24 protein-coding genes are annotated in these 26711 nt (G+C 67.6%); 11 read left to right on the top strand and 13 right to left on the bottom strand.

Translation table 11 applies throughout. The features are described from left to right. Positions 1-15 precede the first annotated feature (15 nt). The 4 genes from Y900_RS33485 (at position 16) to Y900_RS21165 (ending at position 7580) form a co-directional block, all read left to right on the top strand. Positions 16-2052: a PE family protein gene (locus tag Y900_RS33485; protein ID WP_157838266.1), complete on the top strand. Its 2037-nt coding sequence runs from the start codon at positions 16-18 to the stop codon at positions 2050-2052. Positions 2053-2348: 296 nt separating this feature from the next. Next, positions 2349-3752 (top strand): PecA family PE domain-processing aspartic protease, encoded by a 1404-nt coding sequence (locus Y900_RS21175; protein WP_036344327.1) that lies wholly within the window; start codon positions 2349-2351, stop codon positions 3750-3752. A gap of 199 nt (positions 3753-3951) precedes the next feature. Beyond that, on the top strand, positions 3952-5913 hold the full coding sequence (locus tag Y900_RS33480) for a hypothetical protein (RefSeq protein WP_131536239.1): 1962 nt from the start codon (positions 3952-3954) through the stop codon (positions 5911-5913). Positions 5914-5930: 17 nt separating this feature from the next. Next, positions 5931-7580: a PecA family PE domain-processing aspartic protease gene (locus Y900_RS21165; RefSeq protein WP_036344324.1), complete on the top strand. Its 1650-nt coding sequence runs from the start codon at positions 5931-5933 to the stop codon at positions 7578-7580. Here Y900_RS21165 and Y900_RS21160 read toward each other — a convergent pair. After that, the gene (locus Y900_RS21160; RefSeq protein ID WP_051660445.1) at positions 7571-9301 is read right to left on the bottom strand and encodes a metallophosphoesterase; all 1731 of its coding nucleotides are present in this window, start codon (positions 9299-9301) and stop codon (positions 7571-7573) included. The genes Y900_RS21165 and Y900_RS21160 overlap by 10 nt on opposite strands. Before the next feature lie 126 nt (positions 9302-9427). On the opposite strand from Y900_RS21160, the gene Y900_RS21155 reads away from it, so the two are divergent. Both Y900_RS21155 and Y900_RS21150 read left to right on the top strand, forming a co-directional pair. Beyond that, on the top strand, positions 9428-10609 hold the full coding sequence (locus Y900_RS21155) for a serine hydrolase domain-containing protein (RefSeq protein WP_036344321.1): 1182 nt from the start codon (positions 9428-9430) through the stop codon (positions 10607-10609). 54 nt (positions 10610-10663) lie between these two features. Next, positions 10664-11515: a hypothetical protein gene (locus Y900_RS21150; protein WP_036347445.1), complete on the top strand. Its 852-nt coding sequence runs from the start codon at positions 10664-10666 to the stop codon at positions 11513-11515. Between the two features lie 10 nt (positions 11516-11525). Here the strand turns inward: Y900_RS21150 and Y900_RS21145 are convergent, their stop codons facing one another. The 4 genes from Y900_RS21145 to Y900_RS21130 are packed head-to-tail and all read right to left on the bottom strand — an operon-like array spanning position 11526 to position 15084. Further along, entirely contained in the window at positions 11526-13214 is a 1689-nt protein-coding gene (locus tag Y900_RS21145; RefSeq protein WP_036344320.1) for a cation:proton antiporter, read from the bottom strand. A gap of 36 nt (positions 13215-13250) precedes the next feature. Next, positions 13251-14042, bottom strand: coding sequence for an Fpg/Nei family DNA glycosylase (locus Y900_RS21140; RefSeq protein ID WP_036344318.1), 792 nt, complete (start codon positions 14040-14042; stop codon positions 13251-13253). A 3-nt stretch (positions 14043-14045) separates the two neighbouring features. Beyond that, the gene (locus Y900_RS21135; RefSeq protein ID WP_036344315.1) at positions 14046-14525 is read right to left on the bottom strand and encodes a ribose-5-phosphate isomerase; all 480 of its coding nucleotides are present in this window, start codon (positions 14523-14525) and stop codon (positions 14046-14048) included. A gap of 10 nt (positions 14526-14535) precedes the next feature. Beyond that, positions 14536-15084, bottom strand: a complete 549-nt coding sequence (locus Y900_RS21130) for a TetR/AcrR family transcriptional regulator (RefSeq protein WP_036344314.1) — start codon at positions 15082-15084, stop codon at positions 14536-14538. An 80-nt stretch (positions 15085-15164) separates the two neighbouring features. Here Y900_RS21130 and Y900_RS21125 point away from each other — a divergent pair, with 80 nt between their 5' ends. Then, positions 15165-16097, top strand: coding sequence for an aldo/keto reductase (locus Y900_RS21125; protein WP_036344313.1), 933 nt, complete (start codon positions 15165-15167; stop codon positions 16095-16097). Here the strand turns inward: Y900_RS21125 and Y900_RS21120 are convergent. From Y900_RS21120 to Y900_RS21105, 4 genes are read right to left on the bottom strand one after another with little or no spacing between them, the layout of a single operon-like run. Then, complete coding sequence (locus Y900_RS21120) at positions 16050-17003, bottom strand: isopenicillin N synthase family dioxygenase (protein ID WP_036344312.1); 954 nt, start codon at positions 17001-17003, stop codon at positions 16050-16052. The genes Y900_RS21125 and Y900_RS21120 overlap by 48 nt on opposite strands. After that, positions 17000-17446, bottom strand: a complete 447-nt coding sequence (locus tag Y900_RS21115) for a nucleoside deaminase (RefSeq protein ID WP_036344311.1) — start codon at positions 17444-17446, stop codon at positions 17000-17002. Before Y900_RS21115 ends, Y900_RS21120 begins: the two co-directional genes overlap by 4 nt. Then, positions 17443-18852, bottom strand: coding sequence for a purine-cytosine permease family protein (locus Y900_RS21110; RefSeq protein ID WP_036344310.1), 1410 nt, complete (start codon positions 18850-18852; stop codon positions 17443-17445). The genes Y900_RS21115 and Y900_RS21110 overlap by 4 nt, the downstream gene beginning before the upstream one ends. Before the next feature lie 49 nt (positions 18853-18901). Continuing rightward, positions 18902-19510, bottom strand: a complete 609-nt coding sequence (locus Y900_RS21105; protein ID WP_036344309.1) for a mycothiol-dependent nitroreductase Rv2466c family protein — start codon at positions 19508-19510, stop codon at positions 18902-18904. 85 nt (positions 19511-19595) lie between these two features. Between Y900_RS21105 and pepN the strand changes: the two genes are divergently transcribed. Together pepN and Y900_RS21095 are read left to right on the top strand one after the other, a co-directional pair. Beyond that, positions 19596-22157 (top strand): aminopeptidase N, encoded by a 2562-nt coding sequence (pepN, locus tag Y900_RS21100; protein ID WP_036344308.1) that lies wholly within the window; start codon positions 19596-19598, stop codon positions 22155-22157. Between the two features lie 23 nt (positions 22158-22180). Then, positions 22181-22522 carry an HNH endonuclease gene (locus Y900_RS21095; protein WP_036347444.1) on the top strand — a complete coding sequence of 114 codons (342 nt, stop codon included), beginning with the start codon at positions 22181-22183 and terminating at the stop codon, positions 22520-22522. A gap of 48 nt (positions 22523-22570) precedes the next feature. On the opposite strand, the gene Y900_RS21090 is transcribed toward Y900_RS21095, so the two are convergent. The 3 genes from Y900_RS21090 to Y900_RS21080 are packed head-to-tail and all read right to left on the bottom strand — an operon-like array spanning position 22571 to position 23926. After that, positions 22571-23050 (bottom strand): DUF5130 domain-containing protein, encoded by a 480-nt coding sequence (locus Y900_RS21090; RefSeq protein WP_036344307.1) that lies wholly within the window; start codon positions 23048-23050, stop codon positions 22571-22573. Beyond that, on the bottom strand, positions 23037-23276 hold the full coding sequence (ctaJ, locus tag Y900_RS21085) for an aa3-type cytochrome oxidase subunit CtaJ (protein WP_036344306.1): 240 nt from the start codon (positions 23274-23276) through the stop codon (positions 23037-23039). The genes Y900_RS21090 and ctaJ overlap by 14 nt, the downstream gene beginning before the upstream one ends. A gap of 17 nt (positions 23277-23293) precedes the next feature. Continuing rightward, the gene (locus Y900_RS21080; protein ID WP_036344305.1) at positions 23294-23926 is read right to left on the bottom strand and encodes an HNH endonuclease; all 633 of its coding nucleotides are present in this window, start codon (positions 23924-23926) and stop codon (positions 23294-23296) included. Positions 23927-24056: 130 nt separating this feature from the next. On the opposite strand from Y900_RS21080, the gene Y900_RS21075 reads away from it, so the two are divergent. Both Y900_RS21075 and Y900_RS21070 read left to right on the top strand, forming a co-directional pair. Beyond that, entirely contained in the window at positions 24057-24467 is a 411-nt protein-coding gene (locus Y900_RS21075; protein WP_036344304.1) for a globin, read from the top strand. 9 nt (positions 24468-24476) lie between these two features. Next, the gene (locus Y900_RS21070) at positions 24477-26033 is read left to right on the top strand and encodes a glycoside hydrolase family 13 protein (protein WP_036344303.1); all 1557 of its coding nucleotides are present in this window, start codon (positions 24477-24479) and stop codon (positions 26031-26033) included. Here the strand turns inward: Y900_RS21070 and Y900_RS21065 are convergent. Next, entirely contained in the window at positions 26030-26704 is a 675-nt protein-coding gene (locus tag Y900_RS21065; RefSeq protein WP_051660186.1) for a DUF1345 domain-containing protein, read from the bottom strand. The genes Y900_RS21070 and Y900_RS21065 overlap by 4 nt on opposite strands. Positions 26705-26711 lie beyond the last annotated feature (7 nt).

Genomic DNA, 26711 nt, shown 5'->3' with positions numbered 1-26711 from the left:
CCCGCCGTGGCCTTGATGTCGACTGAGTTCGTCTTAGCACCGCAGAGCCCCGCGAACGCCTCTGACGACCAATTGTGGTTGCTCGACCACAACTCGAATGCATCCTCGACGGCCGGCGCCACGATCACCGCCCCTGCCAAACCGAACATCCGGCCCATCGTCGGTCCGGGTGGGTGGCTGATCGGAAACGGTATCGACGCGCCGTATGACTGCACGGGCGCAGCCTGCAATGGTGGCAACGGCGGCCTGCTGTGGGGCAACGGCGGCAACGGCATGCACGGTGGCAATGGCGGCAGCGCAGGGCTGTTCTTCGGCAACGGCGGTGACGGCGGCAGCGGCGACGGAGCGGCCGACGACGGCGGAAACCCGCTGGCCGCACCGACAGTCGGCGGCAACGGTGGCCGGGGCGGCCTCTTCGGCGGTAACGGCGGCGACGGTGGCGACGGTGCGGCGTCGTTCTACGACACCAATGGGAACCTCAAGTACGCAGCGACTGCCGGCGGCAACGGCGGCGCGGGCGGCGCACTCTTCGGCAACGGCGGCAACGGCGGTGGCGGCGGTCAAGACGTCAACACCGGCTACGCCGTCAGCGAGACGGGTGCGGCCGGCGGCAACGGCGGCGCGGGGGGCGCCATCTTCGGCAACGGCGGCAACGGCGGCCGGGGCGGCGACGCCTCCGATACCTCCTCCGGGTTTGCCACCGGCGGAAAAGGTGGGGCCGGCGGCCACGCGACCTTCGGTGTCGGTGGCCGCGGCGGCGACGGCGGTAGCGGCACGGGCGTCAACGCCGCAGGAACCGGCGGCGCCGGCGGCGCCGGTGGCGGCTCCCTGAACGCGGGCGGGGCCGGCGGCGCAGGCGGTGCCGGCGAGGCTGTGAACGCCAATGGCAACGGCGGCAAGGCCGGCGCAGGCGGCCGCGGCATCTTCGGCCCCGGCGGTAGCGGCGGAACTGGCGGAAATGCCAAGTCCGACAACGAGATCAGCTATGCCGGCGCGGGCGGCGCCGGCGGATCCTCATGGCTGAGCGGCGGCGGCGACGGCGGCAGTGGCGGTAACGGCACCTCCCGAACGTGGACCGCGTTGGGCGGCAACGGCGGTGCGGGTGGCTCGTCAAGCGTCGGTATCGGGGGCACGGGTGGATCCGGTGGCAACGCGGACTCCACGGCCACCAAGTACCAGGCGCTCAGCAAGGCCGGTAACGGCGGTAACGGCGGAACCACCACGCTCGGCACGGCGGGCAGAGGTGGCGCCGGCGGCAACAGCACGGCCGACCAAGGCGTGTCCACGGGTGGCAACGGAGGTGCCGGCGGATCGTCCACCGCGGGTACCGGCGGCAGCGGGGGCGACGGTGGCGCCGCAAGCTCCAACAACCTTTTCGTCCAGCCCCCCGACACGAACAGTCCTTATGATCCGCAGCCCTTCAGTTACGCCACCGGAGGCAACGGCGGCAACGGCGGGAACACCCGGCTGGGCACCGGCGGCGGCGCAGGCGACGGCGGCGAGGCGACGGGAACCAACTACACCAGGGCGACGGGCGGTCGGGGCGGTACCGGCGGCCTGGCGATCACCGGCACAGGTGGTTACGGCGGCAGCGGGGGTAAATCCAGCACCACCTATGGCGATGCGGTCGGCGGCAACGGCGGTGCCGGCGGCAACAACCCGACCGGCCCGACAACAGTGCTGGGCACCGGCGGCAGCGGCGGCAACGGCGGGAACGCGACCAGCACAAACGGAAACGCCAAGGGCGGCGTCGCCGGGCCCGGCGGTCAAGGCGCGCTGATCATGGGTTCCGGGGGCCGCGGCGGCACCGGCGGCAAGGCGACCACTGAGGATCCCACCAAGATCGCCACCGGCGGTGGCGGTGGCGAGGGCGGTTACGGCGGAATCTTCGGCGGCACCGGCGGCACCGGTGGCGCCGGCGGCGACGCGACTGCCCCGACCGACGGCAACGCCCGCGGCGGTAAAGGTGCGAACGGGGGCGCCGCAGGCAACGGCGGCAAGGCAGGTCAGAGCGGCCACAACGGAAAAGCCAACGGAAAAAGCGCGCAGTGACGTCTCGGGGGAAAGCGATGACACGGACACGGCAGCCGTATGCCTGGCTCGGCGCGGGCGCGGTCACGGTGGGTATCGGAGCGGCCCTGGCGGCCGGTAGCGCGGTCGCGTCCGCCGACACCGCGGCGAGCGCGTCTTCCGGAGGCACTTCGTCGAGCGCATCCGACTCCGGTGGCAAAGCCGGGCCCCGGGTGGCACACCAGCGCCCCCGCGCCGACACTGCGCCCACGGCCGGCCGCAAGAGGCCACCCAGCCGTCCCCAGGCCGGCAGTACAGGCTCTAAAACCGTTGGAGCAGTGACTGTTTCGTCGCAACCGGCAGCCGCCAAGTCCCAGCGCGACAGTGCCACTGCCCAAGCCGATCCCGCCGCGGAGGCAGCCCCCTCCCCCGGTTACGGCGAACAGTCGTATCTACCCGGAAACGAAGTCATCGTCCCCGGCAGTGCGGTGACGTTCGCGTTGCAGCAGATAGCCCACACCCAGACATCACTGACGGCTCAGACGTGGGGTACGGGGAATCTGGTAGCCGGAGTGGCTTCCGTTGTGCCACAAATGTTCTTGGCCGAAGCCGCGTGGGCGCTGAACACATGGCAGAACTCGATCGGCGGCGTTCAGGCATCAGTGGCCAGAACGGTGGGCGTTCCGGTCGCCCACGAGCTAGCCCAGCTGTCGTTGCTGGCGACCTTGATGCTGCCGACAGCCGCGGGCATGGCACTCGACGCGGCGCAGGTGTCCGTTCCGCTGGTGGGAATCTTCGGATCGGCCAGCGCTGCACGGCAAGCCGCAGCGGAGATCGGTGCGGAGAAGACCAATAGCATGGTCTACTCCGCGCACCTGATGCGCACGGTCAACACCTCACAGCAGATCGTCTACATCTCGGTCAACGGCGGACCAGTCGTGCCCGTGCAACTCGATACAGGGTCCTCCGGCCTGACGATCCTCCAAAAGTACGTCGGGCAGAAGGATCTCGGCCCCTCGCTCGGCTGGGGCATCGGCGGCTACGGCAACGACGCCATCTCGGTGTACTACAAGTACAACGAGTACTCCGCGGCGGTGGACTTCGGCGGCGGCGCGACCACCTCGAAGTTCAATATCAAGGTCGTCGACCCCAGCGACGAAGCAGCCTATGAGAACTACGGTAGTGCCTCGATCGGCGCAGTGGGAACGTTGGGCATTGGCGCCAACACGGGCGACGGCCCCACGGTCCCCGCGTTGTTGCCCGGTGAGCTCAAGGACGGCGTGATGATGTACCAGAACATCATCGGCTCCTGGGGTGTCGTGGTGTTCGGGCCGAATCCGCTTCCGTCCCGGGGCAGGATTGATGGCGGCCCAGTGGGCAACTTCGTGGTGAAGGTTGACGACGGAGACAAGTATCTGCTGAAGGGGAACGTCGATTCCGGTGGCGTATACGGCAGCCTCCCGTACTACGTGGTCGGTTCTGCCCGAGATGTGCAGACCAACAGCCTCAAGTCGGGAACAAAGATCTCGGTCTACACGGCGGACGGCCAGACGTTGCTGTACAGCTACACCGTCACAGCGGGGACCGCGACCACCCCGTCGAACAGCCCGCAGCTCTACGACAGCAATGTCGAGCAGGGCACGTTCCCGAACACGGGCAACATCCCGTGGCAGAAGGGGCCGATGTACATCGACTACGGCACCCCAGATCGGCTGGGCGCCATGCACTTCGACATCTGGTGAGCAGCCACGAGCATGCCTGCGACTCGCCCGCTGTTTGCAGGAGTCGCAGCAGGGGCCACACCTTCCCTGGTGAACGACATGTGGCGCCGTCGAAATTGATTGCCCACAATGCTTGACTTGGCTACTTACCGGCCCTAACTTAATCCTTGCATCTCGCGAGCCCCTGGCAAACTTCTTACGCCAATCGTGCGGATGACGCTTGGGGGTATTCGTGGCCGGTCGTGGCTCGCTGGATCGTCGGATACCACTGCGGAAATTGCTTCCGCTCGCGCCGGCCGTAGTCGCCGGCGCTGCGCTGACCGGCGGCATGGCTGCCGTGATCGGTGCCACGCCACCGAGACCGGCGCAGTCCGAGGTGCAACTGACCTCGATCGAATTCGCCTTCATCCCAAAGGCTCCGGCCGCACCCACCGACAACGACATCTGGCTCTTCAGGCACAGCTCGAAGGCGTCAGCAACGTCGGTCTCCCCGCCGCTCGCGCTGGCAGCAGCGGCCGGCACCATGCGGCCCATCGTAGGTCCGGGCGGATGGCTGATCGGCAACGGGCTGGACGCGCCGGCCGACTGCACCGGCAGTGCGTGCAATGGTGGCAACGGCGGCCTGCTGTGGGGTAACGGCGGTAACGGGGCCAACGGAGGGCGCGGCGGCAACGCTGGCCTGTTCTTCGGAAACGGTGGCGACGGCGCCGCGGGAGTGCAGGCCGTCTACGAGAACGGCACGCTCGTCACTGCCGCCACGGCCGGCGGCAACGGCGGACACGGCGGCCTGTTTCTGGGTAACGGTGGCGATGGCGGTGCGGGCGCCCCCGCGGTCTATGACGCCGACGGCAATCGCACGTCGGCGGCCACCAAGGGCGGAAACGGTGGCAATGGCGGGGCGATGCTGGGCAATGGCGGCAATGGCGGCAGCGGTGGTGCCGATGACAACCGGGGTCAGGCAGTCACCGTCGAGACGGGTGGCGCCGGCGGTAAAGGCGGAAACGGTGGCTGGTTCAGCGGTGACGGCGGCGCCGGCGGCGACGGCGGCAGCGCCCATGACGGTTTCGACGGCCAACCCACCGGCGGCGCGGGTGGCGCCGGCGGTAAGGCAACCTTCGGTATCGCCGGCGCCGGTGGCGCCGGTGGCGCCGCAGACTCCGTGAGCGGCGAAGGCGGCGGTGGGGCAGGCGGAGTCGGAGGGTCCTCGTCCTTCAGCACGGGGGGCACCGGGGGCAGTGGAGGCGATGCCACCTCCCAGAACGGTGGTTCTTTCGGCGGCAATGGCGGCACCGGTGGATCGTCCACCTACGGCAACGGAGGCTTAGGCGGCTCGGGGGGCACGGCCGACTCCACCAGTACAGACGTGAGCGCGAGTGTGGTGGGCGGCAACGGCGGCAGCGGCGGCAACACCATCCAAGGAACTGCGGGAAGGGGCGGTGACGGCGGCAGCGGCAGAGCCGCTCAGTCATCGTCATCTGGTGGCGCCGGTGGCGGGGGCGGCTCCTCCACTGTCGGCAATGGCGGTGCGGGGGGAAGTGGCGGCGCTGCCGAGTCGACGAGCACCGACTCTGACCGGGGCGCACACGGCGGGGTCGGCGGCCAGGGCGGTGGCACCAAAGTCGGCTCCGGCGGGAGCGCCGGAGCCGGTGGCGACGCAACGGCAACCGATGCCGCCACCGCCACCGGCGGCCACGGCGGTGCGGCGGGTTTCGCCGTCATCGGCTCGGGCGGGCCCGGTGGTGACGGGGGTAAAGCCACCTCACGCAACGGCTCGGCCAAGGGCGGCGAGGGCGGAAACGGCGGAAACAATGTGGGCGGCCCGACCACGATCTTGGGGACTGGTGGGCGCGGCGGCAACGGCGGCGACGCGACAGCGACCGGCAATGGTGACGCCTCGGCCGGCAACGCATCGCCCGGCGGTCAGGGCGGCCTGATCCTCGGCACCGGCGGCCGCGGCGGCAACGGCGGCAACGCGACCACCGACGGAACCGGCACTGCAACGGGCGGGACCGCGGGAAGCGGTGCGTACGGCGGCTTGTTCGGAGGCACCGGCGGAAACGGCGGCAACGGGGGCAACGCGACCGCCTCCACACCACAGAACGCAAAACCGGGCAAGGGTCAAGGCGGTGGTCTCGGCGGGTTCGGGGGCTCGTCAGGCCGCTCAGGCCATGACGGCCAATAACTAGGTGGGGAATTGCGATGAAGCACAACCGAACACGCCAACCGTACGCCTGGCTTGGCGCAGGCGCGGTCACTCTGGGCATCGGTGCTGCGATGGCCGCCGGCAGCGCGGTCGCGTCCGCGGATACCGGGCACCCGGGTACCGCGGCGACCAAGAGTGATTCGAGCTCCTCCGCGTCTGGAGCGAAAACGGGCTCCGGGCATCTGCGTCCCCGAACCGCCGGGGCACCGGCGGGCGACCGCATTCCGACCACGTCCAGCAGCAAGTCGACGTCCGCCCCCGCGACCGCAGCACAGCGCAGCGTCGGTGTTGGCACCGCCAAGCCGACCGCGACCGTCGACTCGACCACCTCGACCACCTCGGCCGCCGCGCAGGACAATCCTGGATACGGCAATCAGTCCTTCCTCCCTGGAAACGGAGTCGTCGTCCCCGGCAGCGCGGTGAAGTTGGCGTTGCAGGAGATCGCCCAGACCCAGAGTGTCCTGCAAGCAAAGACATGGGGAACCGGCAACATCGTCGCTGGCGCCGCTTCTGTTGTGCCACAGATGTTTTTGACGGAAGCGGCCTGGGCGCTCAACACGTGGCAGAACTCGATGGACGGCGTGAAGGCAGCAGTCGCCAACACCACGGGCGTTCCCGTCGTCCACCAACTCGCCCAGCTGTCGCTACTGGCGACCATGATGCTGCCGACCGCGGCGGGCCTCGCTCTGAACGCCGCCGACTCGACCGTTCCTCTGGTGGGAATTCTCGGATCCCCTACCGCCGCAACGCAAGCCAGAGATCTCATCAGCCTGGCAAAGACCAATGGCATGGTCTACTCGGTGCACCTGTTGCGGACGCAAGGCGCCGCGGAGATCGTATACATCTCGGTCAACGGCGGCCCCGTCGTGCCAATACAGCTCGACACCGGGTCGTCCGGTCTGACGATCTTACGAAAGTATGTGGGACAGAAAGACCTTGGGCCGTCGACCGGATCCGATAGCGGCGGCTACGGTGACGATGAGAATTCGGTGTTCTACAACTATCACACCTACTCCACGACAATCGACTTTGGCGGCGGGGCGATCACGGCACCGGGCAATATCCGGATCGTCGATGCCGACTCGGAAAACGCGTTCGACAACTACGGGACCGCGCCCCAGGGTACGGCGGGCACGTTGGGAATCGGCGCCAATGTCGGTTCCGGGCCGACTCTGAACGCGCTGCTGCCGGGCGAGACCAAAGACGGAATGCTGATGTACGAGAAGCTGATCGGCCCATGGGGACTGGTCGTGTTCGGCCCCAACCCACTGCCGTCCAAGGGGTCGGTCTCCGGCACTCCGGTCGGTGACGTCCAGATACAGATCAACGACCAGCCGAAGACGACCGTCAGGATCAACGTCGACTCCGGCGGGGAGACCGGCAATCTACCGTTCTCTGTCGCCGGAGACGCTCGCGACGGGACAAACCTCAAACCTGGAACCAAGGTCTCGGTGTACTCAGCCGACGGCCAGACCCTGCTGTACACCTATGTCGTCAACGGCACGAACAGCCCAGCCCTGTACGACGAGGTGACGCAGACCGGAACCAAACCGAACACGGGTCGCATCCCATGGAACCTCGGGCCGATGTATATCGATTACGGAACTCCAGATCGGCTGGGCGCAACCCACTTCGACTACTTCTGAACCTGCCGGCGGTAGGTCAGCTTGTCGAACTCGCGGCCGTACTCGTCGACGGCGGTCACGTCCATCTCGCTCATCAGGTTGCCGGGTCGCACATCGACCAGGATGAAGGCGTAGTTGCGGAAGCGCACCCTGGACCAGCCGACCGCTTCGGTCTGCTTATGGCCGTCGGTCGTCCAGACATAGCTGTTGGGGACAAACGTGTCGGGCGCCACGTTGCCGCGGTAGCTCTCCGGTTCGCCGGGCTGAAAGTTGTACCGCGGCCGTCCGGCTGACCCCACCGTGTAGTAGACGGTGCCGTCGGTTTCCGGGTAGACGATCGCATTGTCTTCGGCCGCCCGGGTCGGGCCGCCACCCCGGATCGGGTCGGACCGTTCGAACACGTGGTTGTGGCCCTGCAGCACCAGGTCCACCTGGTAGCGGTCGAACAGCCCCACCCACGCGGCCCGCACACCGCCGTCGCTGGCGTGCGCCTCGGTGGTCGAATAGGCACAGTGGTGGAAGAAGCAGACGATGAAATCGATGTCGGGATCGGCCCGGTGCGCCGCCAACGTCCTTTCCACCCAACTATTTTGAGCACCGCCGGAATAACCCTTGTTGGCGGTGATCTCATAGCTCACATCGTTGGCGTCCAGCGAGAGCACCGCGACGTTGCCATAGGTGAACGAGTAGACCGACGGGCACCCGGACGGACCGTTGCCCGGGAAGTCGAGCCGTGCGAGGTGGCCGCCGTAGCCGTGCACCGGGTAGGCGGCTTCCATGTCGTGGTTGCCGGTGGCGAACATCCACGGCGTCGTCGAGGCACTGGCCTCGATGGAGTTCAGATACACATCCCAGACATAAGGGTTGAACTTGTCGAAACCCTTGGGCGGCTCGCCCTTTCGGACGAACTGCGGCGGCTTACCCGTTCCGGACGGGTCGGCATAGGCGATGTCACCGGCGAGCACGTGGAAGTCGGGACGCGCCGCCACGATCTGGTCCAGCACATTGCCGGTGTGCGACACGGTGGGATCGTTGTCGGATTTGTAGTAGCTGTCGTCGTAGTCGCCGCGGGTGAGACCGGGCGGGGCAAGCGGTGTCTCGTCGGTCCCCTGGTCCCCCATCATGGTGAACCGGAACCAGCCCACCGCATCTCGCGCACTGGGCATGGCGGTCGCGGCTGAGCGCACGTCGCTGACGAACCCGTCGTCGGTGCGCCATCGGTAGAAGTGCGGGGCACGCCCGGGCAGTCCGTCCACCGGCGCGTGGACGTAGAACTGCTCGGCCGACAGCACCCCGCCGCTGCTGTCCGGGATCTGGGTCACCAGGTTGCGCACCTCGGCCTCTACCGTCGCACCCAGCCCGGGCGTCGGGCCGTGGTCGAGGAAAACCTTGGTGGCGCCTGGATTGCGCGACAACTGGCCGGCCAGCCGCAGCTGACTCGCGGCGTCGGTGCCGTAGCCGACCCGCCGGCCGGCCACCGCCAGCGGCGCGTCCTGGGCGTATGCGCGGCGCCCGAACGGGGCGGCTCCCAGCGCCGCCACGGCTGCCGCCGCCGCCGACCCGCGCAGGAAGTTGCGCCGCGACACCGGGCGCGCGCGCAGATACCTCTGATGCCATTCGTACTGCTCGGCCATCGTCATCCGGCCCGCAAGCGCCGGCGGAATGCCCGTATCGGGAATCTCCACATCAGGATCGTGACGTACGGTCCTGCGAGAACGCCAAACCGCCCGGAAAATCCACATGAACAAATCCGCCGGCATCGGCGCTAATTACAGGGTGGTTTCGATTCCGCTCCAATCGTCCTCACAACTTTGCTGGCTAACCTGACCGCCGTAGATTCAGGCGATAACCGGCGGCCAGGAGGCGCGTTGAGCGACCACATTCCCATCGGCGGTGCGTGCGCCGCGGGTTTTGGCGCGGTGCGCGATGCTTTCAAGGCGAACTTCACCTCTCGTGATGAGGTCGGCGCAGCGGTCGCCGTGTGGGTCGACGGAGACCTGGTGGTCAATCTGTGGGGCGGCTACGCCGATGCCCACCGGCGCCAGCGGTGGCGCCAAGACACGCTGGCCAGCGTGTTCTCCGGCACCAAAGGGCTGACAAGCACATGTGTGCACCTGCTCGCCGATCGCGGCGAGCTCGACCTGCACGCCCCGGTTGCCCGGTACTGGCCCGAATTCGCGTCGAACGGCAAGCAGGACATCACGATCGCGTCGGTGCTCGGGCACCGGTCAGGGGTGATCGGGCCTCGCACCCGCATGCATTGGAGCGACACCACCGACTGGGACCGGGTGTGCGCCGACCTGGCCGCCGCCGAGCCGTGGTGGCCGCCGGGCACAGCCCAGGGCTACCACATGGTCAGCTTCGGGTTCATTCTCGGCGAGGTCGTCCGCCGGGTCACCGGGCGCACGATCGGCCAGTACCTGCGGACCGAGATCGCCGAACCGATGGGCATCGACGTCCACATCGGTCTGCCTACCGCCGAACACCACCGTTGCGCGGAGATGATCAACAAGCCCCACATTCGCGATGTCCTGGCCAATGGCCAGGCACCGGGGTATCCGACCTCACTCGCCGAGCATCCGATGGCCGGGATGGCCGTCGCGATGGGCTTTGTCCCCGATGACGAGCTGGGCTCCCACGAGCTCGAGCGATGGCGTGTCAGTGAGTTCCCGAGCACAAACGGCCATGTGTCGGCGCTCGGCCTGGCCACGTTCTACAACGGGCTCGCGCAGGAAAAGGTGCTCAGCCGCGATCATCTGGAGGCGGTGCGGGTTTCGCAGGGCGGCTTTGATCCCGACGTCGTGCTCGGGCCCCGGGTCGCCGATCACGGCTGGGGCCTGGGCTACATGCTCAATCAACGCGGTGTGGCAGGCCCGAACCTGAGCAGCTTCGGCCACGGCGGCTCGGGCGGCTCCTACGGGTTCGTCGACCTCGAGCACCGCATCGGCTACGCATACGTGATGAACTATTTCGACGCCACCAAATGCAATGCCGATCCGCGCAGTACCGCGCTCAGCGACGAGGTGTACCGCACCCTCGGCGTGCTCTGACGAGCTAATTCTCGTTCTCCGGAGCACTTTCACAGGATCGGTACTGTGGACGCCATGAATGGTGTGCTGGTCGTGCTCATCCTGGTCGTCATCGGCGTGATCGTGCTGGCGGTGGTGAGTTCGTCGCGGGCCTCGGGCAATCGCAGCGCGGCTGCGCTGGCCGACGCAAAGGCCGATGCTCGCCGGGTGATCGAGCGCCTCGGCGGCCAGGTGCTCAATCTGTCCGGCAACAACGAGGCCGCCACCCAAGCGCTGGCCGACGCATCCGAGCGATTCACCGCCGCCTCCTCTCAGATCGATCAGGCCACCACCGCCAAGCAGGCAATGCTGGCCAAGGAAAGCGCGATCGAAGGGCTGTACTACGTGCGCGCCGCCCGCACCGCGATGGGTATGGATCCAGGCCCCGAACTGGAGACAGTGTCCGGCCAGAAGGCCGCGGGCGCGGTGACCGAGGACCGCAGAGTGCAGTTCGATGGCCGCGAGATCGAGGCCTCCCCCACACCGAGCCAGCGGACCCCGAACTACTACCCCGGCGGTCAGGTCGCGGGCCGTCCGGTGCCGGCGGGCTGGTACTCCGAGCCGTGGTGGAAGACGGCCCTGGTGGCCGGCGCGTGGGGTGTCGGATCGGTGCTGTTGTTCGACGCACTGTTCTCCGGCATGCACGGCGTCGACTACGGCGCTTCGGGATTCGAGAACGGATTCGGTTCGGGTTTCGACCAGGGCTACGGCCAGGGTTTCGACCAGGGTCTGGACGCCGGTGGCCAGGATGGCGGCTGGGGCGGCGACGGCGGTGGCTGGGGCGGCGACGGCGGCGGCTGGGACGGCGGCGGCCTCGGCGACAGCAGCGGCTGGGGTGGCGGCGACTTCGGTGGCGGAGACTTCGGCGGCGGGTTCGGCGACTTCTAGCCCCGGGAAACTAGATCCGGCTCTCCATCCGGGCGGTCACGCTGGCCTCCTGCAAGTCCAGCCTGTCGAGCATCGCGCGAACGGCCTCATCGTCGATGCGTCCCTCGTCGCGTTCGGTGATCAGCGCAGCACGTTGTGCGGCAAGCACATTGCGGTACAGGGTGGAGAACACCTCCGCGCGGAGATCGTGCTCCTCGGGGTCGGGCATCTCATCGGCATCCTTGGAATGGCGAGCGATCCAGTTGCGGATGTCGGTCAGCACGTGCGGGTCGAGGCCCGCCGGCGGCGCGGCCTCGAACTGGGCCAGCACCTCGTCGGCGGCCATGTGCACGGTGTGCTCGGTCTTGTAGGTCTCCTCGCGGTCGTAGATCCGGTCGTCCTCCCGCGAGGACAGGTGCAGACGGCGGATCAGCGGCGGCAGCGTCCATCCCTGCAGCAGCAGTGTGCCCACCGCCACCGCGAACGCGATCGCCTGGATGGTGGCCCGTTCCGGGAACGGCTCGCCGCTGGCCACGGTCGGCGGGATACCGGCCGCGGCGGCCAACGTCACCACACCACGCATCCCGGTCCACGACACCACGACGTTCTCCTGCCACGTCAACGCAGTGTGGTCGATCATGGAGCGCCACTTACCTTTTGGCTCGCCGGGTTTGCGGACGCCGAGTGCGCCGCGGCCACCCTCGGGAATCGGCACACTCAGCCTGCGGTCGACGTGCCGGGACAGCACTCCGCGGCCGAACATCACGAACACCGAGAGTGGACGGATCACGAGCACGATCGTCAGCACCACCAGTGCCGCGATGCCGACCTCCGCCAGCGATTCGTGGGCATCGCGCAGATCCTCCAGGACAAAGCGCAGATGCAGCCCGATGTAGGCGAAGACGAACGCCTCCAGCAGCACGTCCACCGAGTGCCAGACGTAGCGTTCCTGCAGCCTGGTCTGGTAGCCGGCGCTCAGGGTGCCGCTGCCGACGATGAACCCGGCCGCCACCACGGCCAGCACGCCGGAGGCGTGGAATCGCTCGGCGGTGATGTAGGCGGCGAACGGCACCACCAGGCCTTGGATCGTCTCCAGGCTGGCGCTGTTGAGGCGTTCGCGAATCCACAGGGTCACGTAGCCGAGCGCGACGCCCACCACCGGACCGAGCAGCGCGCTGTAGCCGAACAGCAGCAGCGGGTTGGCGATGAAGGTGTGGGTGCCCGCGACCTGGGCGACGGCGATCGAGAACAACGCGAGCGCGGCGGCATCGTTGATCAGGCTCTCCCCGGTCAGGATCGTCATCACCCGCTTGGGCAGGCCCAGCTTGCGGCCGACGGCGACGGCGGTGACCGCGTCTGGCGGCGCGACGATGGCGCCGAGCACCAGCGCGGTCGCGAACGTCAACGGCACCACGACCAGCCACGCGGACACCGCGGCCACCGCAAACGCGGTGACCACGACCAGGCCCACCCCGAGGCCGAGGATCGGCTTGATGTTGCGCATGAACGCCGGAAACGAGAAGTCCAGCGCCGCGGAGTACAACAGCGGCGGCAGGACCACCGAGAGCAGGACATGGGAGTCCAGTTCAGGCGCGGTAAAGCCCGGCAGGAACGACGCGGCGATGCCAACAACGACGATCATCAGGGCAGGTTCCAAGCCACGGTTCTTGGCGATCGCCGCGACGACGATGGCGCCGACGACGACGAGAATCAGTTCCATACAAGCATTCTCGCGGGTGCCGTCCGGCGGCGCTGATCACACCTGGCAGGTCGGGCACCAAAACACGTTGCGGCCTTCCAATTCGGCGGTCCGGATCGGGGTCGCGCACACCCGGCAGGGCTCACCGGCGCGCCGGTAGACGTAGGTGCGCGGACGGTTCGGGGCGTACGACGGCGCACCGTGATCGTGTTCGGGCCGCACCACCACGATCTTGCCTCGCCGAACGCCGACCTTCATCAACTCGACCAGGTCGGTCCAGGCGTCGGCGAACTCGGCCTCGGAGACGTCCCGGCCCAGCCGGTACGGGTCGAGGTGATGCCGGAAGAGCAATTCGCTGCGGTAGACGTTGCCCACTCCGGCGATCACGCTCTGGTCCATCAGTAGGGCGCCGATGGTCTTGCGGGACTTGGAGATTCGGGCCCACGGAAGCGCGGGGTCGGCATCCCGGCGCAGCGGGTCGGGCCCGAGCCGGGCCACGATGGCCGCAACCTGCGCCTCGTCGAGCACCTCGCATGCGGTCGGACCGCGCAGGTCGGTGCCCCACTCATCGCCGACGATCCGCATACGCACCTGACCGACCGGCAGCGGCATCGGCACCGGCATCTCGGTGAAGGTGCCGTACAGCCCCAGGTGGACGTGCACGATCGGACCGCCGTCGTAGTGGTGGAACAGGTGCTTGCCCCAGACCGAGGCGTGGGTGAACACCCGGCCGTCGACGATCGAGGCATCGGTGAACCTGCCCTGCGGACTCGACACGGCCGCCGGGGCGCCTGCGAACCGGCGCTGGTGCAGCCGCGCGAGCCGGTGAAGGGTGTGCCCTTCCGGCACGGGTCAGGCCGGGGCGCCGGGCACCGGGGGCGCGACGTGGGTGCGCTCGTACTCGTCGAGGATGTCGATACGGCGTTGGTGGCGTTCGGCTTTTGACCACGGGGTGTTGATGAACGCGTCGACGAAGCTCAGCGCATCCTCCACCGGGTGCATACGGCCACCGATGCCGATCACCTGAGCATTGTTGTGCTCGCGGGCCAGCGAGGCGGTCTCAACACTCCACGCCAGCGCGCAGCGGATGCCGGGCACCTTGTTGGCCGCGATCTGCTCGCCGTTGCCGGACCCGCCGATCACGATGCCCAGGCTCTCCGGGTCGGCCAGCGTCTTGGTCGCTGCGGCGATGCAGAACGCCGGGTAGTCGTCCTCGGCGTCGTAGGTGAACGCGCCGCAGTCGATCGGCTCGTGACCACCGTTTTTCAGGTGCTCGATGATGGCTTGCTTGAGTTCGTATCCGGCATGGTCAGAGCCGAGGTAGACACGCATGGCCGTAACCCTAACGGGCGGCCACTCCAGCCGCGAGAAGGTCCAGCATCCGCTGAGCCTGCTCGCTTGATCCGCTCGTCAGGAAGATGCCCAACAGGCTGGACACCACGTCTTCGGCGCGCACATCGGCCCGCAGACTGCCCTCGGCCACCCCGGCCGCAAGCAGCAGGTCGACGGCCCCGACGATGCTCGCCATGGTGTCCGAGCGCAGCACAGCGCCGGAGTCCAGCATCACCCGGAGCGACTCGGCCATTCCACGCTTGGTGGCGACGAATTCGGCGTAGCGGTCCATCCATCGGCGCAGAGCGATCGCCGGCGGGTGCTGGTCCGCCAGCTGGGTTGCCGCGGCTGCAACCTCGGCCAACTCGGTGCGGTACACCGCCTCCGTGAGAGCCTCCCGGCTGGGGAAATGGCGGTACAGCGTGCCGATTCCGACCCCGGCCCTGCGAGCGATCGCCTCGAGCGTGACCTGGTCCTCGCCGGAGGCGAACGCCGCCGTGGCGACCTCAAGCAGGCGCTCGCGGTTGCGCAGGGCGTCGGCCCGCACTCGTTCCGCCATAGCGGAGGCTCCTCCGTTTTGTTACGGTTGATTAAGCGGAGGATCCTCCGCATTGCCGATTATGACATGACAGGATTGCCATGACATCTACATCAGCGCCCGGCGGCACGGCCCCGCTCGGCGATCGCTCGGTGGCCCGCGTGGGGTACGGCGCCATGAGCCTCGAGAGCGTCGCGATCGACGACGCCGTGTCGTTGCTTCACCGAGCAGTCGAATTGGGCGTCAACCACATCGACACCGCCTCGTTCTATGGCGATGGGGAAGTCAACCGCCGAATCCGGCGCGCACTCGCCCCGTATCGCGACGACCTTGTGATCGTGAGCAAGGTTGGGGCGCGGGCAGTTCCAGACGCCGACGTACCACTGGCGCTTGCGCAGAAGCCCGCCGAATTGCGCGCTTCCGTCGAACTCGACCTCGATGGTCTCGGCTTGGACCAGATTCCCGTGGTGAACCTACGCCGTGCCGATATCGGGCCCGGGCTGATCGCCGACGGTGACCAGATCGTGGACCTCGACGATCAGCTCGCCGAGCTGATCGCGCTGCGCGACGAGGGCAAGATCGGTGCGATCGGCATCAGCAACGTCGCGTTGGAGACAGTGCAGCGGGCCGTTGGCGCCGAGATCGTATGTGTCCAAAACGCCTACAGTCTGCTCGACCGGACCCACGAAGACTGCCTGCAGTTCTGCGCGGACAACGACATCGCGTGGGTTCCGTTTTTTCCACTCGGGTCCGGCTTCGCCGGTTTCCCGAAAGTCGCCGACAACCCCGAAGTGGTTCGGATCGCCGCCGAACGTGGCGTGACGCCCGCTCAGATCGGTCTGGCGTGGCTGCTCGCCCACGCGCCGAACGTTCTGCTGATACCCGGCACGGGGTCCGTCGGGCATCTCGAGGAGAATGCCGCTGCCGGCGCTATCACGTTGAGCGAGAGTGACATTGCCGATCTCGACGTGATTCCGGGCCAAACGTCAGCCAACGGTGATGGCGTCCAGCCGTTCCTTGATGAACGCCGATGATGTCACCGGCGACAGCCCGGGCACCCGCCCGACCGGCGGCTCCAGTGGCGTGACGAGGGCGTCATAGTTGGCCTCGTAGAAGTAGATCAGCGAGATCAGATCCTCTTCGGGAGCATGCGGCTGCGGGGGCAGCACCCGGTGCCGACCCGACGGCCAACGCCGCCCGCTCCAGTACTCGAGCAGGTCGCCGATGTTGATGGTCAGCGCGGCGGGATCGTACGGCGCGTCTTCCCATCCATCGGCTTCGGAAAAGACTTGCAGCCCACCAGCTCCGGGCTCCCGGTCCAGGATCGTCACGGTACCGAAATCGGTGTGCGGGCCGATCCGGAACTGGCCCGGTTCGGGCTCGCCGACCACGCTGACCGGTGGGTAGTGGTTGATGTTCATCGTCCAGGTCGGCCTGTCGGCCAGGGCGACGAAGGGGTTCTCCGCCAGCCCGAGCGCGTGCGCCATCAGGGCCAGCAGGTCGTCGGCCAGTTGGTGCACTGCCGCGGTGTACTCGTTGACCAGCGGCTGCAGCTCGGCCACCTCGGCGGGCCAGACGTTGGGCGCGAACCAGATCCGGTCGACCTCGGGGTCGCCGACCGCCGTTTCAGCGCCCAGGCTGTAGCTCTCCTTGAGGTCGGGCGGCGTCTCCGTGCCCTCGGCGTAGGCATTGGCCTCAGCGCCCGGAGCGATCCAGCCGTGGCCGCCGACCGGCACCGAGTATCGGCGCTTGACGTCGTCGGGCAGACTGAAGAACGTTCGCGACGCGGCCCGAACGCCGGCGGCCAGCTCCGGATCGATGCCGTGCCCGGTCACCAGGATGAAACCGGCCTGCTGCAACCCAGCGTCGAGTTCGGCGGCGACGGCGTCGGCCTGCTCTCCCCCGGCGTACCAGCGGGCGATGTCGATCGTGGCGATCACTCGGCGACTCCGATGTCCTCGTTCCACAGATGCGGTTTGTCGGCGATGAACTGATTGAGCATGTCGAAGCAGCGGTCGTCGTCGAGCACGGTGATCTTCACGCCGAGTTCGGCCAGTTCCGGGTGCCCCCACACGATGGTCCGGGCGTCGCCGATCACCAGCGCCCCGATGTTGAACTGGCGGACCAGACCGCAGCAGTACCAGCACGGCGACAGCGTGGTGGCCATGATCGTGGAGCGGTAGTCGGTCTGGCGGCCGGCGTTGCGAAACGCCGAAGTCTCCCCGTGGATCGACGGATCGTCGAGCTGCACACGCATATTGTGGCCGCTGCCCAGCAACTCCCCGTCGGCACTGAACAACGCCGCCCCGATCGGAATTCCGCCTTCCGCCAATCCCTTTCGGGCCTCGTCGTAGGCGACGTCGAGCATCGCTTCCGGCGTCATACCGCGGTGCGTTCGGCGGTGATCTTCGATCGGCATAGCACAAGATAGCTTGCCCCGGCGATCAGGAAGCCTACGAAGAAGGTGATGTCGCCGAGCTGGGGTACCGCTCTGGCGATGTAGCCGACGAACTTCTCCTGGTTGGAGAACAGCAACACCGACACCACCAGGCCGAGGCCGAACGACGCGAATCCGCCCCAGTTCGCGTAGCTGCGGTCGTAGAGGAATGCGGCGATGGGCTGGCCCCGGCGTAGGTACTGGTCGGCGAACACCACGCCCAGCCAGGGTCCGATCCAGTACGCGATGATCAGCAGGAAGGCCTCGTAGCTCGCGGCGGCGTCGGCCAGCGCCCACCATGCGATGCAGAAGCCCGCGACGCCGAAGAACACCGTGACCAGAGCGCGGGCGATATGGTGCGGCAGCTTGACCCCGATGGTGACGAAAGCCATTGCGCCGGAATAGATATTGATCGCATTTGCCGCTATTGCACCCACCGCGATGGCCAGCAGGGTGGCCTTGGCCAGTGGCGAGGCCAGCTCGCTGGTGAACGCTTCGGTCGGATTGTCGGACAGCGCCGGGCCGATGGTCACCGATGCGGCGCCGACGATCTCGAGGATCGTGCACGACAGGAACAGCCCCAGTGAGGCGAACAGCCCGGTGCGCGCCGTCGACACGGTGGCCGGCAGATACCGGGTGTAGTCGGCGGCATAGGGCGTCCAGCCGGCGGCATAGCCGAAGGCGGTGCCCACAGTCAACAGGAACCCGCCCAGACCGCCGACGCCGCCGTCGATCGCAGGTGCGTCGAAGTGGGATTTGGTCAGGATCATGACCGAGGCGACCGCGAAGATCACCGCGAGCACCGGGAACGACCAGCGCTCGAAGGCTTGGACGAGATTGTGGCCGAAGAATGCGAACCCGGTCTGGATCAGCACGACGATGACCAGTGCCGCCAGCGGTCCGATGCCGAAGAGGGTGGACAGCGCGAACGCACCGCTGACGCTGTTGGTGGCGAACCAGCCGACCCCGGCCGTCACCGACATCAGCACGGCGGGCACCGCGTTGCCTTTGAACCCGAACGCCAAGCGGCCCAACACCATCTGCGGCACGCCGTGCAACGGACCGCGCGCGGACAGGAAGTAGTGGGCGATCGCGCCGAGCCCCGTGCCGATCACGATGCCGGCGACGGCCTGCCAGAAGGTCATGCCGTAGACGGCCACCGCCAGGACGCCGACGAAGATCGTCGCGAACTCCAGATTGGGTGAGGTCCACGTCCAGAACAGCTGGCGCGGGTGCCCGTGCCGATCCTCGTGCGCGATGAACTCGTTGCCACCGGGCTCGACGGCCACCAGCTTGTCGCGGTAGGTGCCGTCGGATTGCACGCTCGGCTCGGTCGGATCAGCCACTGTCATGGACTAAAAATTGTCCCTACCGAGCCGGCGCGCAACCGGAGGGGAAATATCAGTCGAACTGCGGGGCTTCGGTCCGCGTCCGCTTCAGCTCCCAGAAGTGCGGGTAGGCCGCGAACGTGACCGAGGCGTCCCACAGCTTGCCGGCTTCCTCGCCGCGCGGGATGCGGGACAGGACAGGGCCGAAGAACGCCACGCCGTTGATGTGGATGGTCGGGGTGCCGACGTCCTCGCCGACGGCGTCCATGCCCTCGTGATGGCTCTTGCGCAGTTCGTCGTCGTACTTGTCGGAGGTGGCCGCCTCTGCGAGCTCGGCGGGCAGTCCCACCTCGGCAAGCGACTCGGCGATCACGACATCGAAATCCTTGTTGTCCTGGTCGTGGATCCGGGTGCCCATCGCGGTGTACAGCGGCGACAGGATCTCGCGGCCATGCGCCTGCTCGGCAGCGATGGCGACGCGGACGGGGCCCCAGGCCTTCTTCATCATTTCCTGGTACTGCTCGGGCAGGTCCCGTCCTTCGTTGAGCACAGCCAGGCTCATCACCCGGAAGTCGACGTCGATGTCGCGAACCTTTTCGACCTCGAGAATCCAGCGGGACGTGATCCAACACCACGGGCACAGCGGATCGAACCAAAAACCGGCTACTGACTTCTCGGACATGCGGGCTCCTCCCAGCGATGGACGCAGACTTCCAACTCAACTCCTTCCAATAGAACACTGTTCCCACTGCCGCTAGGTTGGACGCGTGGCACTACCCAACCTGACTCGTGACGAGGCCATCGAGCGCGCTGCTCTGGTCACCGTCGGCAACTACTCCATCGCTCTCGACCTGACGACCGGCTCCGAAACGACTTTCCGATCCACCACCACCGTCGAATTCGAGGCGACACCCGGCGCCGACACCTACATCGACCTGGCCGCCGACACCGTGCACAGTGCGGTGCTCAACGGCCGCGACATCGACGTGTCGGGATACGACGAGTCCACCGGCATCGCGCTGCAGGGCCTGGAGAAGACCAATATCCTGGTGGTCGACGCGGACTGCCGGTACTCCAACACCGGTGAAGGCCTGCACCGCTTCGTCGACCCGGTCGACAGCGAGGTGTACCTGTACTCGCAGTTCGAAACCGCGGACGCCAAGCGGATGTTCGCCTGCTTCGACCAGCCCGACCTCAAATCCACGTTCGACGTGACGGTGACCGCGCCGTCGCACTGGCAGGTGATCTCCAACGGCGCGACGGTCTCTGTCGAAGACGGTGTGCACACCTTCGCCACCACCCCGCGGATGAGCACCTACCTCGTGGCGCTGATCGCCGGCCCGTACGCCCGCTGGGACGACGTCTACACCGACGAGCACGGCGACATCCCGCTCGGGCTGTTCTGTCGCTCGTCGCTCGCCGAGTACATGGACGCCGAGCGGCTGTTCACCGAAACCAAGCAGGGGTTCGGTTTCTACCACCGCAACTTCGGGGTGCCGTATGCGTTCGGCAAGTACGACCAGCTGTTCGTGCCCGAATTCAACGCCGGCGCAATGGAGAACGCCGGCGCGGTGACGTTCCTGGAGGACTACGTCTTCCGGTCGAAGGTGACCCGCTACAGCTACGAGCGCCGCGCCGAGACAGTGCTGCACGAGATGGCGCACATGTGGTTCGGCGATCTGGTGACGATGACGTGGTGGGACGACCTATGGCTCAACGAGTCGTTCGCCACCTTCGCCTCGGTGCTGTGCCAGGCCGAGGCCACCGAGTACGACCAGGCGTGGACCACCTTCGCCAATGTGGAGAAGTCATGGGCCTACCGCCAGGACCAGCTGCCGTCTACCCATCCGGTGGCCGCCGACATCCCGGATCTGCACGCCGTCGAGGTCAACTTCGACGGCATCACCTACGCCAAGGGCGCCAGCGTGCTCAAGCAGCTCGTCGCCTACGTCGGGCTGGAGCACTTCCTGGCCGGGCTGCGGGACTACTTCGCCGCGCACGCCTTCGGCAACGCGACGTTCGACGACCTGCTGGGTGCGTTGGAGAAGGCGTCCGGGCGCGACTTGTCCGACTGGGGCCGCCAGTGGCTCAAGACCACCGGATTGAACACGGTGCGCGCCGACTTCGACGTCGACGACGAGGGCCGGTTCACTCGGTTCGCGATCAATCAGGGCGGTGCGGCGCCGGGGGCCGGCGAGACCCGGGTGCACCGGCTGGCCGTCGGCATCTACGACGACGACCCGACGACGGGCAAGTTGGTGCGGGTGCACCGCGAAGAGCTCGATATCTCCGGGCCCGTCACCGAAGTCCCTGCGCTGCAGGGCGTTTCCCGCGGCAAGCTGGTTCTGGTCAACGACGACGACCTGACCTACTGCTCGCTGCGGCTGGACGACGATTCGCTGCGGACCGCGCTGAGCCGGATCGCCGATATCGAAGAGCCGCTGCCGCGGACGCTGGTGTGGTCGGCAGCGTGGGAGATGACCCGCGACGCCGAACTGAAGGCTCGTGATTTCGTCGCGCTGGTGATGAGTGGCGTGCAGGCCGAGACCGAGGTCGGGGTGGCACAGCGGCTGCTGCTGCAGGCGCAGACCGCACTGAATTCGTATGCCGATCCGCAGTGGGCGTGCGCCAACGGCTGGCCGGCGTTCGCCGACCGGCTGCTGGACCTGGCGCGGGAGTCTTCGCCCGGATCGGATCATCAGCTCGCGTTCGTCAACGCGTTGTGCACGTCGGTGCTGCAACTGCATCACGTCGCGGTGCTGGCGACCCTGCTGGACAACGAGCCGGCCGAGGTGAATCTGCCCGGTCTGGTGATCGACACCGATCTGCGGTGGCGGATCGTCACGGCGCTGGCCGCGTCCGGCGACATCGACGGCGACGGTGTGCAGACCCCGTTCCTCGATGCCGAGGCCCAGCGTGATCCGACCGCTGCCGGTCGCAGGCACGCGGCCGCGGCGGCAGCGGCCCGCCCGCAGCTCGATGTCAAGAATGCGGCGTGGCAGCAGGTCATCGAGGACGACACCCTGCCGAACATCACCGCACGCGCGATCATCGGCGGCTTCGTCCAGACCGGTCAGAGCGCGCTGCTGCAGCCGTTCACCGAGCGCTACTTCGCGGCGATCCCCGGGGTGTGGGAGCGGCGCTCCAGTGAGGTGGCCCAGACCGTGGTGATCGGTCTGTACCCGTCGTGGGACATCAGCTCCGAAGCCCTGCTCGCCGCGGACAACTTCCTGGCCGGCGAGTTGCCGACGGCGCTGCGCAGGCTCGTGCTGGAAGGCCGGGCCGGTATCGAACGCTCACTGAAAGCGCGCGCCTTCGACGCGGAGTGAACCTGCGCTGCCAGGATCAGGCCATGGCAGCCAGGAACACCCGACGAGCACGCGCGGCGCGCAGACGCACCCGACGGGTGAAAGCGGTGGTCAACGACCTGACCGACGAACAATGGGCGACGCTGAAGCTCGCCTGGAACGGCTGCGCGTACTGCGGGGCGACGGGCAAACCGCTGCAACGGGACTGCGTCATGGCAATATCGCGGGGCGGGCGCTACACGATCGACAACGTGGTGCCCGCGTGCGGGGCGTGCAACGCCAGCAAGTGCAATGACGAGGTCACCGGCTGGCTGCGCCGCAAGCGGCTCGACGAACGCCTGTTCCTCGAACGGTATGTGCGCATCCGCGCCGAACTGCAGGCGTGATCCGGCGCGCCCACGTGCGCTGAGCGCACGGTTGCGCGCCGAATTCGTTTACGGCCTGGAGATGGCCGCCGACATCACCCGCACCGCGCTGACCAAGCCGTCGATCAGGTTGCCCTCTTTGAAGGCCGACGCGGCCGCCGACACCCCGAGCGGGGCAGCCGACTCGGCTCCACGGCCGCGCACGTCCGCGCCGTAGACCACCTCGATGGCCTTCTGATCCGGCGACACCGCCAGCAGTACGGCGTTGTTCGGCGTCGGCACGTCGGCCAAGATCTCCCGGGCCCGGGCCGCGGTGTCGCCACCCAGGTCGCCGATATAGACGGCGAAGCGGGCCTTGGACTGCCGGCTGCCGTACTTCAGCGCATCGTCCAGTTCGACCAGCTGGCTGATCGGGAACGGGTAATGCACCGACAACTCGCCCGGCTCGGTCACCCCGGACAGGCGGCCGCTGGTGGTCACCGCCCAGCCGTAGGGCAGGTTGGCCGGATCGACGGTCGCTACCGCGGTGCCGTGGTCACCACTTGCCACTTGCTCCACCTCCCACGTTCACCTCGGCCGCGCCGTGACCATGATGGCCACCGCCGGGAACCACCTCGTCGACGGCCGCCCACAGGATCGGCGCGTGCGTCCAAGGTTCGGACAGCTTGTAGGTCTTGGGGTGCTTGCTCTTGCCGGGGATGAACAGCAAGGCCAGCACAGCGGCGAGCCCAAACGGGATGCCCACGAATAGACCGTGGATGACGGCAGCATTCACGTTGCAAACCGTAGCAGTCAGGCCGCGCCCTCACCCAGGTAGCGCACCCAAGCGGGGTCGAGTTCTTTGATGGTGCACAACAACCGCCAGTGCTGGCCCTTCGGCGGCATCGGCACCAGCCGCAACGTCCAGCCCAGCTCGCTCAGCAATTTGTCGGCCTTGCGGTGGTTGCACGTCCCGCAGGCGGCCACGCAATTCTCCCAGGAATGCTCACCACCGCGACTACGCGGCACCACGTGGTCGACGGTGTCGGCCTTGCCGCCGCAGTATGCGCAGCGGAACCGATCGCGGTGCATCAACGCGGCCCGGGTCATCGGGATGCGGGCCCGGTACGGGACTCGGACGAAGCTGCGCAGCCGGATCACCGACGGCACCACGATCGCCCGCGTCGCCGAGTGGATCACCGGCCCGGTCGGGTCGTCGTGCACCACGTCGGCCTTGCCGCACAGCAGCATGATCACCGCCCGGCGCATGGGGAGCGCCGTCAGCGGTTCGTAGGTTGAATTCAGCAACAGCACCCGGCGACGTCCCCACACTGATCCGTCGGCCGGGCTGGGTATGTGAGGGTCGGCGTGCAGGCTGGAACCGGCTACGGACCCGATCGGGCCCGCCGCGGCGCGGTGACCGCGGTTCCGTTTGCGCTGCGACATGCGTCCTCCGCCAACCAGTGCACCACGGATCCGCCGCGATCGCACGGCTATTTGTTCGGTGTTCGCAGGTCGAATCCGTGAACATCGGGTGACGTGGGCTCCGTCTGAGGCAGGTGTACACAATGGTGGGGTGACAGAGACTCAGGCCGACGGGGATGGGCAGACCTTCTACGACGCCGTGGGCGGCCATGACACCTTCCGCACGATCGTGTCCCGTTTCTACGAGCAGGTTCGCGAGGACGAGGTGCTGCTTCCGCTGTATCCCCCCGACGAGCTCGACGATGCCGAGATCAGGCTGCGCATGTTCCTCGAGCAGTACTGGGGCGGCCCGCGTACCTATTCAGACCTTCGTGGACATCCCCGGCTTCGGATGCGCCACGTCCCGTTCAAGATCGGTTTCATCGAGCGCGACGCGTGGCTGCGGTGCATGCACACCGCGGTAGCCTCAATCGACTCCCAGACGCTCGATGACGCGCACCGGCGGGAGCTGCTGGCCTACCTCGAGATGGCCGCGCAGTCGATGGTCAATTCCCCGTTCTAGAGGACACCGATGACCGAAGCCGTCCCGTGGTGGACGAACGCGATTTTCTATCAGGTCTATCCCCGCTCCTTCGCCGACAGCAACGGTGACGGCGTCGGCGATCTCGAGGGCGTCACCGCGCACCTCGATCACGTGAGCGAGCTCGGCGTCGACGCCATCTGGCTCAACCCGGTGATGGTCTCCCCCATGGCCGATCACGGCTACGACGTGGCCGACCCTCGCGACGTCGACCCGCTCTTCGGCGGACTCGGCGCGCTGGAGCGGCTCATCACCGAGGCGCATGCCCGCGGCATCCGCATCACCATGGATCTGGTGCCCAACCACACGAGCTCTCAGCACACCTGGTTCCAGGCCGCGCTTGGCGCCGCACCGGGAAGCGTTGAACGGGAACGCTATATCTTCCGCGACGGCCTGGGACCGGCCGGTACCCAGCCGCCCAACAACTGGGTATCGGTGTTCGGCGGGCCGGCCTGGACCCGGGTCGCCGACGGCCAGTGGTACCTGCACCTGTTCGACTCCGAACAGCCGGACCTCAACTGGGACAACCCCGAAGTATTCGCGGATCTGGAGAAGACACTACGGTTCTGGCTGGACCGCGGGGTCGACGGCTTCCGCATCGACGTCGCGCACGGCATGGCCAAACCGCCCGGCCTGCCGGACATGACGAACCCGGACGTCGCGATGCTCACCCTCGACGACCACGATCCGCGGTTCAACCACGAGGGTGTCCACGAGATCCACCGCGGTATCCGCTCGGTGCTCGACGACTATCCCCATGCTGTGACGATCGGCGAGATCTGGGTGTTCGACAACGCGGACTTCGCCAAGTATCTGCGGCCCGACGAATTGCACATGGGCTTCAATTTCCGTTTGGTACGAGCCGAATTCGATCCGGCCAGCGTTCGCGGTGCGATCGAGAACGCGTTGGCCGCGGCGGCGCTGGCCGACGCGAGCCCGACCTGGACGCTGTCCAACCACGACGTGGAGCGTGAGGTCTCCCGCTACGGCGACGGCACCACCGGGCTCGCCCGGGCCCGTGCGATGGCGATGGTCATGCTGGCGCTACCCGGGGCGGTGTTCCTCTACAACGGCGAAGAACTGGGGTTGCCCAACGTCGACCTGCCCGACGCGGCGCTGCAGGACCCGGTGTGGGAACGCTCGAAGCACACCGAACGCGGCCGCGACGGCTGCCGGGTGCCGATGCCGTGGTCGGGCGATACACCGCCGTTCGGCTTCTCGTCCAACCCAGACACCTGGCTGCCGATGCCGCCGGACTGGTCCACCGTGACCGTCGCACGCCAACTCGCCGAACCGGATTCGACACTGCTGTTCTTCCGCACGATCCTTCGGCTGCGGCACAGCCACTTTCACTTCACCGAGTTCGACGTGGAGTGGCTGCAGCTGCGCGACGACGCGCTGGCGTTCGTATCGGCCGGGGTGTTGTGCGTACTCAACACCGGCGGCACCCCACTGCAGCTGCCGGCCGGCGAGCTGCTCGCCGCCAGTGCGCCATTGGTCGGCGGGCAGTTGCCACCGGATTCGGCGGCGTGGATCGTGACCGGCTAGACGCCCGCGGCCAGCAGGTTCACCACCGACGCCACGATGATCGAGCCGAACACGAACGACAGCAGTCCATGGCCCAGCGCGGTGGCCCGCATCCGCGTCGAGGTCAGGTTGGTGTCGGAGATCGCGAAGCTCATCCCGACGGCGAAGCCGACGTAGAAGAAGTCCTTGAAGCAGGGTTGGTCTTTCTGGCCGGGCGGGCTGTTGAAATCGATGCCGCCCGGCTGCTTCGGGTCGAAATAATGCTTGGCATAGATGATCGCGTACAGCGTGTGGATGGTCAGCCAGGACAGCACGACGCTGCCGACGGCCATCCAGCCCGCACCGGCATCGTGGCGGACCCCGCCTGCGGCATCCTGGCTGCGGCCCAACAGGACCCAGACCCCGACCAGGCTGGCGGCCGCGCCACCGAGCACCAGCGCCGTGACGACCCATGGCAGCGGTTGCTCCTGGCTGGCGTGCTGCTTGGTCTCCTTGTGATTGAAGCCCCACAGTGCCAGCCACGTCCAGCCGGTGAAGATCAGCGCGAGCGCCGTCCATCCGCCGAGCAGCGACAGCAAGCCGTTCTGGCGCCAGAGCACGGCAGTCACGACCGCGCCGACCGCACCCCCGACCGCCACCCGGGCGGCCGGGCGACTCCAGAACGGCAGAGTGCCGTGGACGTTGTCAGCCACGCGCGGA

Origin of the sequence: Mycolicibacterium aromaticivorans JS19b1 = JCM 16368, assembly GCF_000559085.1 — a bacterium.
Taxonomy (GTDB): Bacteria; Actinomycetota; Actinomycetes; order Mycobacteriales; family Mycobacteriaceae; genus Mycobacterium; species Mycobacterium aromaticivorans.
The sequence above is the reverse complement of the archived record's forward strand: the minus strand, read 5'-3'. Positions and strand labels throughout refer to the sequence as shown.